This is a genomic window from Clostridium peptidivorans (assembly GCF_900205925.1).
GTDB classification, from domain to species: domain Bacteria; phylum Bacillota; class Clostridia; order Clostridiales; family Clostridiaceae; genus Clostridium_AK; species Clostridium_AK peptidivorans.
In genome coordinates, this window is sequence record NZ_OAOD01000014.1 from 71523 (window position 1) to 88134 (window position 16612).

The window sequence follows — 16612 nt, forward strand, 5'->3', positions numbered from 1 at the left end:
TTGAAATCTTTATCTAATAAGGAGGCATAATGGAACAATTAGTAGAACAAATTGCAAATGTACAAATGCTTAACCAGCTTTGGTTAACGCTATTATTATTAATTCCTATTGTTTTGATTGCTCGTACTGTTGTAGCCGGAACGAGATACTCACCAATCCTAATCATAGTAATTTTCGGATTAGGAATGGGACTAGCACTAGTTAAGGGTAACATTGCTACACCTGGCTTGTCTGAATTTCCGATAGTAAATTTGATGAGTAAGGTAACAATAATTGCATTAACTGCATCCTTCTTCGTTGGAGGACAAGAACTAAAAAAAATACTATCCCATGAAAAATTAGAAAGTGAAGACATGATTGTACCTTCAGACGAAGAAATTATTCTTGGAACTAAACGTACACAGTTTGTATTTATTTTAAGATCTTTCTTCATACTTCTTGGTATTGAGGGTGTTTACAGATTAATTTTGGGGGTTCCATCAACTGATCCACTTGCAAAATTTTATCCAATTATAGCCTATATCGGTATATCGGGTTCCATAATTTTAATCGATTACAAAGCAACAATAACGGATAAATCACAGTATATAAGAAAAGGTGTCCTTGAAATTCTTGGTATTCTTTTAGTACTAGTTATTTCAGCCAATATTGCACAATGGATTAAACCAATCATTGCATTACCACAAATTTTCTTTGCTATGATCCTGTCTGCTGGATTAGGTGCTGTATTATCTAACTGGAAGTTTGGTCCAACACTTAGATCATTACTTTTCGCTGGAATTCCAGTTGTATTATCAGCTAACTTTATAGTAGGTGGTTCACAAATTCTTGAAGCATTAAAGCTTACAGAAATGAAGGCAGTTCTAGTTTATGGTCTTTCTGGCCAATTGTTCTGGATGTTTGGCGGATTAACATTACTTATTCTATTTGGTAAAGCTAATCACGTACGTAATCTTGCACCAGGTATGGCAGGAGCACTTTCTCACTCAGGATTAACTGGAGCATGTACTGCTGGTGACTTAGGACCAGATGCAGCATCTAGAGCTCCAATAATGATAAATGTTCCTTTCTTTGGACATGTATTTGTATTCTCTATACTAGCAGCAAGTGCGGAACGTGGCTCCTTATTAGTTGGCTGGGTTTTACCACTAGTTGCAATTGGTATTGTATTAACAATATTGTCCTTAAGAACACTTAGAAATGCAAAGGGTGAAGAATCTGCAGAGGTTAAAGGTTTAATGCAATTCTCCTTTGGACTACAGATAGTTGCAGTATTCTCAAGCTTTTTAATGTTAAGCTTTAGCGGTATGCCAATAGGTGACGCATCTATGGCCGCTTCATCAGCTCTATCCCACTTTGGATTGTTTGCAGCAGTTCAAGAAGGTATGTTTGGAGCACAAGCAGCAGCTATGATTCCATTTATCTTTGCTATGCCATTTTTAGTTCATCCATTTGTTTTTGGTATGTTTGGTAAAGCAGTTGAAAATGATGGAGTAATGCCTGCTAAGATAGTATACACACTAGCATCCATTGGTACTGTGGGTCTTGCTTACGCACTACTATTTTTCTAATAAAATCATCATGAATATCTTCTGATTATTAGAAACCCTTCGTTAATTGAAGGGTTTCTTTCTTAAAAAAATGTATAGTAATCAATTATGTGAACTTTTGAATAGCTTTTGCTCTGCATAGTATGGTGATATGTCATTGTTTATTTTATTTAATTCCTTACTATCTGCTGAAATGCCAATAATTTCAAAGTTTGACCCAGATACCCTTCTTTTTCATAAATCCCCCTCTTTTTTAATTAGTAATATTTTATAAATATGCAATGATTTAAGATTTTGCATGCTAATTATAACATTAATTTCAAAATAATGTATATATTAATCTAATATATTCCACCTTTCTTAAAATCAGTTATTTCAGTAGATAAATCAATTTACTCATTGTTTTTTATAAATTGGTGCAGCTCATTTTTGCTGGTATTCACCACTTATCATTACTAACAATTTACATAATTTTCGTCCCTTATGCTAATATTACTATATATAAGAATAATTAATAATCTTTATATCGTAAGGAGTCACTATGGAACAATTAGTTGAACAAATTGTACACGTACAAATGCTCGACCAGCTTTGGTTGACGCTGTTATTATTAATTCCTATTGTTTTAATTGCTCGTACTGTTGTAGCTGGAACAAAATATTCTCCAATTCTAATTATAGTAATTTTTGGATTAGGGATGGGATTATCACTAGTTAACGGTAACATTGCTACACCTGGTTTAGATGAGTTTCCTATAGTAAATTTAATGAGTAAGGTCACCATAACTGCATTAATAGCTTCCTTCTTTGTTGGAGGACAAGAACTAAAAAAATACTATCCCATGAAAAATTAGAAAGCGAAGACATGTTTGTCCCCTCCGACGAGGAGATTATTCTTGGAACAAAACGTACACAACTTGTATTTATCCTAAGATTTTTCTTCATACTTCTTGGCATTGAAGGAGTTAATAGATTAATTTTAGGGGTTCCATCGGGTGATGAGCTTGCAAATTTTTATCCAATTATAGCCTATATCGGTATATCGGGTTCCATAATTTTAATCGATTACAAAGCAACAATAACGAATAAATCACAGTATATAAGAAAAGGTGTCTTTGAAATTATTGCTATTCTTTTCGTACTAGTTATTTCAGCCAACATTGCACAATGGATTAAACCAATCATTGCATTACCACAAATTTTCTTTGCTATGATTATATCCGCTGGGTTAGGTGCGGTATTATCTAATTGGAAGTTTGGTCCAACACTTAGATCATTGCTTTTTGCTGGAATTCCAGTAGTACTGGCAGCTAACTTTATAGTAGGTGGTTCACAAATTCTTGAAGCATTAAAACTTACTGAAATGAAAGCTGTTCTAGCTTATGGCCTTTTGGGTCAGATATTTTGGATGTTTGGCGGTTTAACAACACTTATTCTATTTGGTAAAGCTAATCACGTACGTAATCTTGCACCCGGCATGGCAGGATCACTTTCTCATTCTGGATTGACTGGAGCTTGTACCGCAGGTGATTTAGGACCTGATGCAGCATCTAGAGCTCCAATTATGATAAATATTCCGTTCTTTGGTCATATATTTGTATTTTCAATACTTGCAGCAAGTGCAGCGCGTGGCTCCCTATTAGTTGGATGGGTTCTACCACTAGTTGCCATTGGCGTTGTATTAACAATAGCGTCCTTAAGAACACTTAGAGGTGCAAATGGTGAAGAAGCTGCAGAAGTTAAAGGCCTAATGCAGTACTCATTTGGGATGCAGATAATTGCAGTATTTGGAAGTTTCCTAATGTTACACTTTAGTGGTATGCCAATAGATGACGCAGCTATGGCTACTTCATCAGCTATCTCTCACTTTGGATTGTTTGCAGCAGTTCAAGGAGGTATGTTTGGAGAGCAGGCAGCAGCTATGATTCCGTTTATTTTTGCTATGCCATTTTTAGTTCATCCATTTGTGTTTGGTATGTTTGGTAAATCAGTTGAAAATGATGAAGTAATGCCTGCTAAGATAGTATATACATTAGCTGCTATTGGTGTAATAGGTGTTATGTATTCCCTACTGTTTTCGTAACAAATCAATATAGATATTTTTGTATATGCTTTAAAGCCCTTCGCAATTGAAGGGTTTTATTTTATTAAGCTAATATTTATATTCATTAGTCATAAGAAGTTTTAGAGTAAAACTTTTATCAGGATTCATGAAATACGCAAACTTATCAAAAATGTCTAGAGCCCATGCAAATCCACATGAGCTCACTGTAGTATTTTAAATTATTTATAATACTGTAAGCTTTCTACTATTTTTTTACTTGCATCTATAGTAATTGAAGGATCTTGAATTAACAAATTGTAGTTGAATCCGTCTTCACTCCAAGTTATATATTTTATAGGTTCTTCCATAGCTGTTCCTTTTTTCCCTCTTACATTAATATCACTTTCACCATCAATCTTTGAATTATCTTTTTCAGGAACTTCATTCTCATAGAAAACTATAGTAGTTAAAATGAGTGCATCTACTCCGTTTTTTTCATAGGTCTGATTAATTTCCTTATGCTTTATTGCTGGAGCATCCATGTAAGCAACACTTTTTAACTTATATCCACTATTTTCCGGTAATACTAAAATAGGTTTTCCTGCTATTTTTTCTGCCTGCTTCATATCAATTGTATTTTCTTTAGATCCACTCTCATCAATATTTTCGACTTTAACATCAGAAGGAATATTTTGAGTAAATACACTATTATCAAATTTAGAACTAAATTTTAGTTTCGTGTACTCTATACCTGTTTTCATATTAGAGTTTTCTGACGTATTCTTTACAACAAACCAGCTATCCTCATCTATCCAATAGTTAACCTCCCCTATAAGACTATTTTTTTGTTTTGGATTGGCATAAAGGTGATAGGTTTTAAATCCATTAATTTTTTCTTCACCTTTATAAGTTAAATCATGCGTCTTTGATATACTGCTAAGTTGTTTTATAATCTGGGACTTATAATCACTTCCATTGTCTAATGAATTGTTTATCGCCTTCATGCTCATAGCTTTTTTGCTTTTTTCCATATATATTAATATTTTATCACCATCATTAGTGGATATTGTCTTTCCTTCAGTATTTGAATCAGCTTCATAGCGCCTTCTCATTTTATTTCCTGAGTTATCTGCCCATTCCTTTATGGTACCTGTTTCATTTAATTTGCCATTTTCATATATCTCCATTTTAGCTTCACCATAATAAGATTTAGGTTTTTCATAAGCATTCATAGCTTTATTTATAACTTCTCCTGGTATTATCGTATCTTGCTTTAAACTACTGCATCCTTGAAATAAACTTGCTGCTATTAAACCCGCAGCAAAAATTGATAATGTTCTTTTCTTCATAATAAAACCTCTCCTTTTAATTTCTTTCTAAATTTCTTAAACTTATATATACATTATATAAACATTTTCTTTATTTCTACTAAACTTAATAATTTCTTTATAATTTTAAAATTGTGAACGCACTAAAAAGAGAAAGTGATGTTCCAAACATCACTTATGATATGAATCACTTATGATATGAATCACTTATAGGTATCCAACATGCAAAAGCTGTACTAGCTCCTTCTGAAAATACTTTAACTTCACCATTATGCTTTTCAATTACAAGCTTAACAATACTTAGTCCTAGACCTACACCGTTCCACAGCTTTTTATTTCTAGAATTGTCACTTTGATAAAATGGCATAAATATTTTCTCTTTTTCCTTGTCTATAATATTTTCTCCCTGATTTTTAACCAAAATTAATAAACCTTCTTTTTTCCAAGGACCTATTTCATTTATAAATTTTTCTTCAAGCCATTCTGGTACTTTACCCTCTAATGAAAATGCTCCCATCCATATATTCCCCTGTATAGGGGTATACCTTAAAGCGTTTACCATTAAATTGTCCACTACCCTTGTCATTTGTCTTACGTCCACTTTATATTTACCTTGAATATTTATATCCACATTAAGTTTTATTTTCTTTTTCTCACAGGATTCATCATAACCTGAAAACAACATTTCAAAGAACTCGGAGCCTTCAAGCTCTACAAAATTCATTTTATATTCTGTAGTAAGAAGATTATACATCATCAGATCATCTATCATATTTTTCATATAATCACTCTTATTCAGTATAACTAAAGCCTTATCTTTATTATTTTTTATGTCCAAATTTTCGTCATTAGCCATAGCCTCAGCATAAGCTCTTATTGCAGTTAATGGTGTTTTCAAATCATGGGATATAGCAGATATCATATACTCCTTTGATTTTTGCTGCTCATCTATAATTTTTCTTTTCTCTTCAATATCTTTCTTCATATCGTTGAAGTGACTTATAAGTTCACCTATCTCATCACTATGTTTATAATCCACAATGTTTTTATCTCCTAGAGCAAACTTATTCATTCCTTCTACTAGAAGTTTAATAGGCCTATTAAGTTTTTTGTTTAAAAGAAGCATTACTGAAATAAAGATAACTATGATTATCAATACAAAAAATAAAACTGTAATAACAGTTCTATAGTTTATAGCTTCAACAAACTTTTCTCTTGCTATAGTTATTTCATAAAATCCTGCAAGTGTGCTAACTTTAAATACAGGCATTTTCAATGTATATGCTCTAGTCCCTGTTTGTATTTTGCATAAATTAGAATACAAATTATCTTTTTGAATATAACTTATCATATTATCGTCTGAAGAATATATTTGCTGACCAACCGTATTATATAATTGTATTTTTACAGAACTCTTATCTTCATCAGCTACAATTTTTTTATCTTTTAAAGAATATCCATTGTACATATCTGGATTATCTAATTGCTGTTGATATGTTTTAAATTTAGTCATAGCAGATATATAATCCTCAACTTGAGTATTTTTATTGTAATTGCCTATAATTATAAATAGTAATACACCTAAAATTACTGGCGTCAGCATAACTATCAAGTGAGACAATATAAGCCACTTTTTAAGTTTCATATATGTTTTCCCCTATAAACTTATAGCCTGTTCCCCATACAGTCTGAATAAAATCAGGATTTTTGCTGCTATCTCTTAGTTTTTCTCTTAATTCCTTAATATGCACTGTAACTGTATTGTTACCTTCTACATCTACACTCTGCCATATATGCTGATACAATTCTTCCTTTGAAAATACCTTATTAGGATTTTGTGCCATTAGCTGTAGTAATTCAAATTCTTTTAAAGTCACTTGAATCTCTTTTTCTTCAATAGTAACTTTTCTTTCTTCTGGTATAATAATAAGACCTTTTTTAAATACTAATTTTTCATTTGAGATCGATCCTCTATCTGTCTTTCTATATCTTCTTAAATGTGCTTCAACCCTTGCAGAAACTTCAGTTAGACTGAAAGGTTTCGTTACATAATCATCTGCACCAATTTTTAATCCCTTTACTTTATCCATATCCGTTTGTTTTGCACTAACTATTATTATAGGTATATCTTCATTAATCCATCTTATATTTTTACAAAGAGTAAAGCCATCCATCTCTGGAAGCATTATATCTATCATTACTAATCCAAATTGGTATTTTTTAAAATCTTCTAACCCTTCCTTACCAGTAGATGACCAATTAATCTCATAACCTTCTTTTTCAAGATGTTCTTTTAAAATATTTGCAATTGCTTCATCATCTTCAACTATTAATAGCCTTTCTTTCATTATTTCCTCCCTATGAGATATCTTATATTCAAATTATACAACCTTCTTTTTAGACTTTATAAAATTTTATAATTTCTTTATAATTTGAAACCTTGCAAAGTTTCACTATCCTCTTGCTGTATAATTTAATTTTTTCAAACATGTTTTACAAGTTTAATTTAAATACCGTTTTATACTCTGCACACTGTTCAAGTATTAAACTTCCTCCATGCCTTTGTATTATTTTATTTGCTATAGAAAGACCTAATCCCGTACCTCCTTTTGTATATCTTGATTTATCACCTCTTGTAAATGGTTCAAATACTTTTTCTTTTAAATTTTCATCAATTCCAATTCCATCATCTGCAATTATTAATTGTATTCCATCAGTATTATTATTTAATTCTATTTTTACTTTTGTTCCCCGGCAATTATACTTTAGCGCATTTGTAATAATATTCGAAATTGCCCTTCCCATTTCCACCTTATCAAATTTATACATAACTTCATGTTCAGGTAAATCTATTTTTAATTGAAACTTCTTCTCTTGAAATTCATTATAAAATTCAGATACTATTTCTCTTATAAATTCCGAAAAATCCTGTTCCTCTTTATTAATTGAATACTGGCTATTATCAAGTTTTGTAAACTCATGAAGATTTTCAATCAATAAAGTTGCTCTTTCTGATTTGTTATATATTATATTTAGATATTTTTTAATTTTTTCTTCATCTTCTACAACTCCATCACATAATACCTTAGAATACCCTCTTATAGATGTTAATGGAGTTTTTAAATCGTGAGATATATCTGCTAAAAGCTGCTGTCTTAAATTTTCCAGCCTCCTTCTTTCACTTTCTGAGATTTCAATTTTTTCAGCCATAAAGTTAAAAGCATCTTTTATTTCTGCAAATTCATTCTCTGCATTAAAGTCAATTCGAGTAGAATAATCTCCTTCGGTCATTTTCTTTATGCCTTCTAGTATTTTCCTTAAAGGTTTCACTATTTTTTTAGAAGTTAAATAAGCATATAAAAATACTGAAACAATCAAAAATATTATAATTATTAATATACTAATAACTATACTAATAGCAGCCTTTTCGATATATTTATCCGGTGAAGGTACAATATCTACATTTATACTTATAATCTTAGGTGGTACTTTAACTACACAATAAAATTTTTCTTTATTATTATTAAAAGAAGCAATGGAATAAAAATAAGACTTATCACTTTTTAAATTATTATAATTTAAATCCATAAAATTAAGCAGTTCATCTTCACTATAAACTATCCTATTATCCTTTTTATTGCCTTTAACATAAATTACCTTTTTATTCGAATCCAGTATTTCAACCCAGCCACCATGAGAAATAATTTCAGATGCATCAATATTTTTATAATCACTTCTTACAATTCTTGATGCCATAAAAAATTTTTGAGTATCTTTTACATATTCTTCTGACAAAACCATCTTTCCTATGGTGAAAATTATAAGACCTATGCTAACTAAAAAAACAATTAATATAAGAAATACAAATGCAATATAGTCCTTAAGCATAGTAATATATAACTTTTTAAACCTTTTTCTTATATTTTTAAATATTTTAAAATCCATGTATCATATACCCCATATATTACGAATTTTCTCCTTCAAATTTATAGCCAAGGCCTCTTATTGTTTTTAAGTATACTGGATTTTTAGAATCTTCCTCAATTTTATCTCTAAGCTTACTAATATGAACCATTATTGTATTATCATCACCATAAAATGGCTCATTCCAAACATACTCAAAAATCTGTTTTTTTGTAAATACTTTTTTAGGATTACCCATTAAAAGCAATAAAAGCTTGTACTCTGTTGATGTAAGTTGTATATACTCATTTCTTTTACAAAGTGTACAGGAATCCCTGTCAAGTCTTAAGTCTCTAATTACCAAATCTTTTATAGGTTCTTCTTCAATATAGTTAAATTCACAAAATCTTCTCAGCTGAGCCTTTACTCTTGCTAAAACTTCAAGAGGATCGCAAGGCTTAGCAATATAATCATCAGCACCAAGCTCAAGGCCTAATATTTTATCACTAATTTCACTTTTTGCAGACATCATGATAACAGGAATTTTATATCTCTGCCTTATAATTTTTATAAGTTCATATCCATCCATATTAGGCATCATTATATCAATTATTGCAATGTCAACAGCCTCATTCTTTAAAATATCTAATGCACTAAATCCATCATGAGCTTCAAGTATTTCATAGCCATCCTTTTCTAAATACAAAGTCAATAGCTCTATTATTTCCTGTTCATCATCAGCAATTAAAACTTTTTTCATAAACTACAACTTCCTTTTCGTTTTTATTAAATTTTATACTTTCTATAATTTATATACGCATACAAAACGTATATAATTAATAATATAATACCTAAAACAAGAAAGCTAGAATTAACAGTTAAATCATTTCCTTGGCTCACAGTACTGCTTAAATTTCGAATAAACGTAATTAAATTATTTAAAGCATGTAACAATATTGCTGGTATTAAAGACTTATATTTATAAACAAGAACAGCACAGCTTATCCCTAAAAATAAAAGTATAGGATTAGGAGTCATATGAACCATAAGAAAGATTAATGAAGAAAATATAATTGATTTACCCATTCCATATTTATTATATAGTCTATTCATTAATATTCCTCTAAAAATATACTCTTCTGTTACAGGAGCTGCTATAACCGCTGCAGCAAAGCTTATACATTTAATAAATGTTGTATCTATATCATGAGGTCTATCTACCATCTTTGATTGCAAACTACTTAATATATTAGGATTTATATAATTTACTAAGAAGAGCATTAGTAAAATCACTCCTATACCACCTATATAAGTTACTATCAAGGTTACTGGAATTTCAAATATGAATCCCCTTTTAGAAGGTTTTTTTACAAAACTACTAAGATGGATATTATTTTTTTTTATAAATTCCACTACCAATAAGAACCATACAGTAGTAATTACAAATGATATAACCTCAATATAGTTATCTGTTATAGCAATTTTACAAAGCTTTGAAAGTATCATAATTACGATACCCAAAAATAATGTAATAACCATTTTAACAAATAGCCCTTTTATTTTAATTTCTTTAAATAATTGAAAATCCATATTTTTTCTCCCTTTTACTGAAATCTTTTTAAAATCCCTTAATTTAAAATTTGTATTAATGATTTATTTTTAGTTCTTATTTCTCTTAGTGTTGCTTTAATAAAGTAACCACTCATTACTACTGAAGCTATCAAAAACAAAATACCAAATATTAGCCAATACAAATTAAAATCATTCATAGTAATACTTTCTTGCGATGCGCCCTTTGACATAACAAATGATATAACTTGTACTACAGAAACAATAAAATTATTAATAATATGAATTACTGAAGTAACAAATATATTTTTAGTTCTTAAATATATTAATGACATACATATTCCAAAAACAACTGCTGACACCACTCCTAAAGTATAATGAATCATCCCAAATAGAATAGAGGACAATATTACAGCCTTCTTAATCCCCATTTTCATTTTCAATCTATTTAATATAACTCCTCTAAACATAAATTCTTCAGTTATAGGTCCTATAAAGGATACTCCAATAGCATTGACAATAGTACTATATAAAGTACTTGTGTCTGGTTCATTCGTTTCATTAAGTATTTCATTAATTAGTGACGGTGAAATATACCTTACCACATAGATTACAGTTATAAAAAGACCTATAGTCAAAGTAATGTTTATTAAAATACTAAAAACTATATCTTTACTATTTAAGGTACTTCTTAAATTAATTATTTCTTTTTTTACATTAACACTTGATTTTTTTAATTTCAATATAAACCATAATAAAATTCCCAAATTAACTAATAAAAGCAATAAATTTTCATCCAACAGTTTGGATGATTTTACTACATTTAATTCAGAAATTATGCAGAAAAAAACTACTACACTGATATAAACTAGTACCAATTTTCTTATTTTTATACTTTCAAAAAACTCTTCCATTTATCACAATCTCCTTTTTCAAATTACTATACTCTAAGTTTATATATGAATTATTTCACTTGCCTTAACGTAACCTTAAAGTTTCCTTAATAAATAAAATTTTCCACTGATAAGCTTAAGTGTATATATCCCATTAACATTTCAATATATAATAGAATTTATTTATTGCAAGAAAAAAGCCTAAGCAGAAATATACTTCCACTTAGGCATATGTTACAATATTCCATTAGGTTTTATTCTAAATTTTAAACTTCTGTACTATTTCGTTAAGTTCTTGGGCAAGTTCTGCTTGACTCTGTGCAGTTAATGCTACTTGCTCTATTGCTTTTGTAGTTTCATCCATGCTTGTTTTAATTGTTTCTGCTTCTTCACTAGATTTTTGTGAGGCCTGCGACATATTTTGAACCGCTTCACTCACTTGTTCTACTGTAGCTGTAATTTCCTCAGACATAGCTGCAATTTCTTCAGACATTTTGCTTACAAAATCCGAATCATTATAATATTGATTACCCGTTTCCCCATAGGCATCAAATTGTTCCTGCACCTGTGTATTTATAAATTCTAATATATCACTACCTGTATCAATGCTACTTTTAAATGCCTGCTGAACTTTAGCAATAGTATCTTGAATATTTATTACTGCTTGCGCTGATTGCTCTGCAAGTTTTCGCACCTCTTCTGCCACCACTGCAAAGCCCCTTCCTTGCTCCCCAGCTCTTGCTGCTTCTATAGCCGCATTTAAAGCAAGAAGATTCGTCTGCCCTGCTATACTCCCTATAGTATCTGCCATAACCTTTATACTATCTACTACTTTCCCATCTTCAATAGCTTTTAACATTTTATTTTGTTTTTCAGTATATATTTTTCGAGTTTCATCTATAGCCTTTTGGCTTTTATCTTTAACTTCTGTAGCTCTTTCTTTAAACTGATTTGCATTATTACTCCCTTCCATAGCTTTAGATGAAAGTATATCAATACTTGAATCTACTTCTTGAGCAGATGCACTTATCTCCTCTGATGTAGCACTGGATTCTTGCATACCCAAAGCAATAGTAGATACTGCTTCATCTATAGTTACAGCTTTAGATGACAATTCTTCAACCGTTGCTGAAAGTTCTTCACTAGATGCACTTATATCCTGTGAATTTTCCATAATTACCTTCACTAAGCTACTTACATTTTCCTGTGCAGCATTTAAATCTACACCTGTTTGTCCAAATTCATCTTTCCTTGTAATAACAATTGGAGTTGAAAAATCATAGCTGGATAACCTCTGTGCTAAATCCTTTATCTTATTCAATGGATTCATTATATTTTCACTTAATATATATGCCATAAAAATTATAATTAAAAACGCTATAGATGTATAAACTATAATTATATTTCTAACATTCTTAAACCCATCTATATTATTTAAGTTTGCCTGCTCAGCATATTTCACATTTATTTCAACGCATTTTTTCATCTTTTGAAACATAGTATCTGTTATTGGTGATACAACTGAATTATATAGTTTAACCCCCTCATCATACTTATTAGCTTTTACAAGCTCTATAACTTTGTCTCCTGATTCTCTATACTTTATCAGCTCATTCTTAAATTCTTTATAAATCTCTTCCTCTTCTTGTGATACAAAAGGTAAACTTTCATATTCCTTTTGGAACATTACATTTCCATTTCTTAAATCATCTATAGCTTTTATTTGTGCATCTAATTTTGATTTATCTCTTTCAAAAACAATTCTAAGCATAATAGTATTAACTTGATTTATATTACCCTTTATTTCTTCTAAGTCTTTAATAGATAATAAATTATTACTATACATTTCATTTCCGCTTTTACTTATTTTTGCAGAACTTACTATCCCCTGTACTCCTATTAAAACTATAAAAATACATACTACTGAAAATACCATAGTAAGTTTTTTCTTTACACCTAAATTAATAAAAAACTTCATTTTATCGCTTCCCTTCTTTTTAATAATATATTTTTCAAGATCCTGTATAGCGATTCCTGTCGTGTATTTTTATTCCATTTGTAAGTTTACATGTATTTTTAGCATTTTTCAACATTTTTTTCCTTTATTTTAACAAATTTCTTCGACAAAATATCCATTTTAAGTTAAAACTATTATTCTTTTTTTAAAATTTGAAACAATTTATATTCACTGTAAAAAATTTAAAGTATAATTCTGTGTTATATGTATTATAAATTGCACTCAATGTAGTAGGTATTCAAGAGTATACACTCCCTTCTCTTCATTTGAAAAAGGTAAAATAAATACTTCAATCCTAATAAGATAAAAATAATAACTTTAAAAGCCTCTTCAACGTAGTATGTCCATATCGATTATTATTTTGGTGGATACAAAGACAGTAAAATCCATGAAAAAAGAAAGCAGACTGATTCCTCTAGGCTGCTTTCTTATATATAACATCCTCTAATAAGTACTTTATCTTACTCCTTCTTCTTACGAAAAATATAGGTAACAAAAAATCCTCTATCATCTTCATTTTCAATGTACTTAATTAGCTGAAATGACTTTTTAATTTCTTGGAAATCTGTTTCTTTAATTAAATCTTCTTTTCTAATCTTATGATCAACTTTGTGCTTATATCCAAAGCCACAGATAAATAAAATGCCTTCATCTGCTATATGATTTTCCATGTCTGCAAGCTGTTCTTTGCTTAATCTATAATGGTTAATTAAAACATTATCAAATATACCAATATCCTTTAATGAACTAACTTTACTCAAATCAATTTGCTTTGTATTAAGATAATGATTATTTCTCTCGGCAAACATTTTAAATCGCTCAAGTGCTTTACTGCTAAAATCAACTCCTGTTACTTTAAAGCCATTTTCAATAAGAAATAATCCATTTCTCCCATCTCCACAGGCAATATCTAAAACAGAACCCTTTTTAAAATATCCTATATTTTCAACCACTGATTTTTCTGGGCTTAATTGCTTATCCCCTCTCCCCGCAAACTTTTCCTCCCAATATTCTTTATCTCCAATAAAATCCATGTTTAGCCTCCATCTATTTCCATCTCATAATTAGCTCTTTTTCATTTGTATCTTCATCTATTTTTTCTTCATCTAAAACAAAACCTACACTTTTATAAAATTCCACTGCTTTTGTATTGTTTTTATATACTGCTAAGCTTAACTTATTATATCTTTTTTTCGCAAAATCAACTAACTGACCGCCGATTCCCTTTCTCTGGCTAGATATGTCCACAAATAATGCTCCTATAAAGTCATCATTTAAAATGCTTATAAAGCCTTTTATATTATTACTCTCTTCATAAATAAATGTTTTAGACATTGGTATATATATATCTTTAACTTCGTTATACTTGCCTAGCCAATATTTCTCATCTATAAAACTGTGTGCCTCTAAAGTAGCATGCTTCCATATTTCCATAACCCTATTTATATCCTTTGCCTCTAATTCTCTAATCATAACCTTTCACTCTCCCTAAATATTATAATCCTTAATCATCCATTTCTTGCAGTTATTTTTCAGTATTTATATTAGCAATATTTTACCTCGTATTATTTTTGTATTTTTATTGTATTATTTTTGTATTTTTATTGTAACCACTTCATTCATAAATAAGTATATACTTGTAAGTATAATATATATTAACATCAAAAGAAAGGAATGTAATAAAATGAAAAAAATGATGTGTTTAGGACTTATTTGTATCTTAGAATTTGGGAATGCAACTTATGCATTAGCTGCGGAAAATCCCACAGCAATTCAAACTAACCATAAGAATGTAACTACAGATGTTAAAACTTCTGTAAATATTAAAGCTAAAGATATTAAATATAAAAATGATGCAATAGATGTAGATATAAAGATTCCAGTAGTGGATGGGATGCAAGACAAATCTGTACAAAATAAAATAAATAATATGTTAGAAGAGGATATAACAGAATTTAAGCAAAATTTAGAAGAGACATCAAAGTTGGATTTAAAAGACTTTAAAGAACAGGGCTGGGAAATGTCCCCCTATGTTGCTAAGATAGATTATAAAATTCATAGCAATAAAGATAACTTATTAAGTATTTCAGTTATTTATTATCAATATACAGGTGGTGCCCATGGTTCCACATTACAAAAAAATTTCAATATAGATTTAGATACCGGAAATGAAGCTACATTAAAGGATTTCTTCTATGAAGGAGAAAACTATAAGGAAATAATAAGTAAAGAGATAAAGAAGCAGATGGCATTAGAAAAGAATAAATACTTTGACGATGCTTTTAATATCGTAAGTTCAATTTCAAATACTCAATCCTTCTACATTAAAGATGGAAATATTATTGTGTGTTATGGCCATTATGAAATTGCCCCTTATGCAGCAGGCCTTCAAGAGTTCAAAATTCCTTTTTCTTCTTTTGAAAAAGGTGTGAAGAAAGATATTGATGTAAAATATCCACAAGTAAAGGTTAAAGCAAAAACAATAAAAAATACTATATCAGATTTAAGGATTCCAGTAATAGAAGGAATTAGAGACACAAACTTACAAAGTAAATTAAATAGCAATTTTCAAAATGATATAATGAAGTTTAGTAGTGAAATAGAGAATACAGCTAAAGAATTGGAAAGAGATTACCAGAAACAACTCTCTGAAACAGAGGCAAATACAGATTTTCATGTAAATTATAATGATAATGATTTACTAAGTATTTCAGTTAATTATTATGATTATACAGGTGGCGCTCATGGAAATTCTCAAAAGAAAACTACGAATATAGATCTTAATACAGGAAAAGAACTAGCTTTAAAAGATTTATTTAAAGATGAATCAAAATACAAAGATGCAATAAATAAAGAGATTAAAAAACAAATACAGGTTGCTGAAGAGGAAATGAAAAAGGATATGGAACAAGAAGGAATGATCTACAAAGACGAATATGCTCCTTATAAAGATTTTAAGAGCATTTCAGATACACAGTCATTTTATATTGAAAATGGCAATATTGTAGTGTATTTCCCATTGTATGAAATTGGTTCTTATGCAGATGGAATCCCTGAATTTAAAATTCCAATATCTCAAATTAAGGATAATGTAAAAACAGAATTTTTAGGACTTTAATTAACTTTTAAAAGTGTTCTTTACCTTAAATAAATTTCTATAAAACAAAAGACTATGAAGTCTTAAGCTAAAATAAAATGTACCCTATCGGATAGACACTTGAAAAAAGTCTACCCGGTAGGGTATTTTATCTATAATAGAGTAAATAAAGAAATGGGTGGGTTTAATGAGTAATAAGATATTTACACAAG

The 16612-nt window shown here is 29.5% G+C and carries 14 protein-coding genes; 4 read left to right on the forward strand and 10 right to left on the reverse strand.

Annotated features, from left to right (window positions below; translation table 11 throughout):
- Positions 1 to 29 precede the first annotated feature (29 nt).
- The 3 genes from CRN98_RS12115 to CRN98_RS12120 all read left to right on the forward strand — a co-directional run bounded on the left by CRN98_RS12115 (position 30) and on the right by CRN98_RS12120 (position 3632).
- Positions 30 to 1571, forward strand: coding sequence for a hypothetical protein (locus tag CRN98_RS12115; RefSeq protein WP_097027686.1), 1542 nt, complete (start codon positions 30 to 32; stop codon positions 1569 to 1571).
- Between the two features lie 520 nt (positions 1572 to 2091).
- Positions 2092 to 2403 carry a hypothetical protein gene (locus tag CRN98_RS17865; protein ID WP_207653591.1) on the forward strand — a complete coding sequence of 104 codons (312 nt, stop codon included), beginning with the start codon at positions 2092 to 2094 and terminating at the stop codon, positions 2401 to 2403.
- An 11-nt stretch (positions 2404 to 2414) separates the two neighbouring features.
- Positions 2415 to 3632, forward strand: coding sequence for a hypothetical protein (locus tag CRN98_RS12120; RefSeq protein WP_207653592.1), 1218 nt, complete (start codon positions 2415 to 2417; stop codon positions 3630 to 3632).
- 200 nt (positions 3633 to 3832) lie between these two features.
- Here the strand turns inward: CRN98_RS12120 and CRN98_RS12125 are convergent, their stop codons facing one another.
- The 10 genes from CRN98_RS12125 to CRN98_RS12170 form a co-directional block, all read right to left on the reverse strand.
- A complete protein-coding gene (locus CRN98_RS12125; protein ID WP_097027687.1) occupies positions 3833 to 4942 on the reverse strand; it encodes a LolA family protein in 1110 nt (369 codons plus the stop codon).
- A gap of 166 nt (positions 4943 to 5108) precedes the next feature.
- Entirely contained in the window at positions 5109 to 6566 is a 1458-nt protein-coding gene (locus CRN98_RS12130) for a HAMP domain-containing sensor histidine kinase (RefSeq protein ID WP_097027688.1), read from the reverse strand.
- Positions 6556 to 7269, reverse strand: a complete 714-nt coding sequence (locus CRN98_RS12135; RefSeq protein ID WP_097027689.1) for a response regulator transcription factor — start codon at positions 7267 to 7269, stop codon at positions 6556 to 6558. The genes CRN98_RS12130 and CRN98_RS12135 overlap by 11 nt, the downstream gene beginning before the upstream one ends.
- A 145-nt stretch (positions 7270 to 7414) precedes the next feature.
- Positions 7415 to 8866 carry a HAMP domain-containing sensor histidine kinase gene (locus CRN98_RS12140; RefSeq protein WP_097027690.1) on the reverse strand — a complete coding sequence of 484 codons (1452 nt, stop codon included), beginning with the start codon at positions 8864 to 8866 and terminating at the stop codon, positions 7415 to 7417.
- A gap of 19 nt (positions 8867 to 8885) precedes the next feature.
- Positions 8886 to 9584 carry a response regulator transcription factor gene (locus tag CRN98_RS12145; protein ID WP_097027691.1) on the reverse strand — a complete coding sequence of 233 codons (699 nt, stop codon included), beginning with the start codon at positions 9582 to 9584 and terminating at the stop codon, positions 8886 to 8888.
- 26 nt (positions 9585 to 9610) lie between these two features.
- On the reverse strand, positions 9611 to 10414 hold the full coding sequence (locus tag CRN98_RS12150) for a CPBP family intramembrane glutamic endopeptidase (protein ID WP_097027692.1): 804 nt from the start codon (positions 10412 to 10414) through the stop codon (positions 9611 to 9613).
- A 38-nt stretch (positions 10415 to 10452) separates the two neighbouring features.
- The gene (locus CRN98_RS12155; protein WP_097027693.1) at positions 10453 to 11307 is read right to left on the reverse strand and encodes a CPBP family intramembrane glutamic endopeptidase; all 855 of its coding nucleotides are present in this window, start codon (positions 11305 to 11307) and stop codon (positions 10453 to 10455) included.
- A 238-nt stretch (positions 11308 to 11545) separates the two neighbouring features.
- Positions 11546 to 13264: a methyl-accepting chemotaxis protein gene (locus tag CRN98_RS12160; RefSeq protein ID WP_097027694.1), complete on the reverse strand. Its 1719-nt coding sequence runs from the start codon at positions 13262 to 13264 to the stop codon at positions 11546 to 11548.
- Between the two features lie 500 nt (positions 13265 to 13764).
- Entirely contained in the window at positions 13765 to 14337 is a 573-nt protein-coding gene (locus CRN98_RS12165) for a class I SAM-dependent methyltransferase (protein ID WP_097027695.1), read from the reverse strand.
- Positions 14338 to 14350: 13 nt separating this feature from the next.
- Positions 14351 to 14776, reverse strand: coding sequence for an N-acetyltransferase (locus CRN98_RS12170; protein WP_097027696.1), 426 nt, complete (start codon positions 14774 to 14776; stop codon positions 14351 to 14353).
- A 211-nt stretch (positions 14777 to 14987) separates the two neighbouring features.
- On the opposite strand from CRN98_RS12170, the gene CRN98_RS12175 reads away from it, so the two are divergent.
- On the forward strand, positions 14988 to 16421 hold the full coding sequence (locus CRN98_RS12175; protein WP_097027697.1) for a PdaC/SigV domain-containing protein: 1434 nt from the start codon (positions 14988 to 14990) through the stop codon (positions 16419 to 16421).
- Positions 16422 to 16612: the final 191 nt, after the last annotated feature.

Excerpts from the sequence above, each read along its gene's own strand:
- CRN98_RS12175 (WP_097027697.1), top strand. The coding sequence starts at position 14,988 with ATGAAAAAAATGATGTGTTTAGGACTTATTTGTATCTTAGAATTTGGG.
- CRN98_RS12135 (WP_097027689.1), bottom strand. The coding sequence starts at position 7,269 with ATGAAAGAAAGGCTATTAATAGTTGAAGATGATGAAGCAATTGCAAAT.
- CRN98_RS12145 (WP_097027691.1), bottom strand. The coding sequence starts at position 9,584 with ATGAAAAAAGTTTTAATTGCTGATGATGAACAGGAAATAATAGAGCTA.
- CRN98_RS17865 (WP_207653591.1), top strand. The coding sequence starts at position 2,092 with ATGGAACAATTAGTTGAACAAATTGTACACGTACAAATGCTCGACCAG.
- CRN98_RS12155 (WP_097027693.1), bottom strand. The coding sequence starts at position 11,307 with ATGGAAGAGTTTTTTGAAAGTATAAAAATAAGAAAATTGGTACTAGTT.
- CRN98_RS12115 (WP_097027686.1), top strand. The coding sequence starts at position 30 with ATGGAACAATTAGTAGAACAAATTGCAAATGTACAAATGCTTAACCAG.
- CRN98_RS12120 (WP_207653592.1), top strand. The coding sequence starts at position 2,415 with ATGTTTGTCCCCTCCGACGAGGAGATTATTCTTGGAACAAAACGTACA.
- CRN98_RS12165 (WP_097027695.1), bottom strand. The coding sequence starts at position 14,337 with ATGGATTTTATTGGAGATAAAGAATATTGGGAGGAAAAGTTTGCGGGG.
- CRN98_RS12150 (WP_097027692.1), bottom strand. The coding sequence starts at position 10,414 with ATGGATTTTCAATTATTTAAAGAAATTAAAATAAAAGGGCTATTTGTT.
- CRN98_RS12130 (WP_097027688.1), bottom strand. The coding sequence starts at position 6,566 with ATGAAACTTAAAAAGTGGCTTATATTGTCTCACTTGATAGTTATGCTG.
- CRN98_RS12160 (WP_097027694.1), bottom strand. The coding sequence starts at position 13,264 with ATGAAGTTTTTTATTAATTTAGGTGTAAAGAAAAAACTTACTATGGTA.
- CRN98_RS12170 (WP_097027696.1), bottom strand. The coding sequence starts at position 14,776 with ATGATTAGAGAATTAGAGGCAAAGGATATAAATAGGGTTATGGAAATA.
- CRN98_RS12125 (WP_097027687.1), bottom strand. The coding sequence starts at position 4,942 with ATGAAGAAAAGAACATTATCAATTTTTGCTGCGGGTTTAATAGCAGCA.
- CRN98_RS12140 (WP_097027690.1), bottom strand. The coding sequence starts at position 8,866 with ATGGATTTTAAAATATTTAAAAATATAAGAAAAAGGTTTAAAAAGTTA.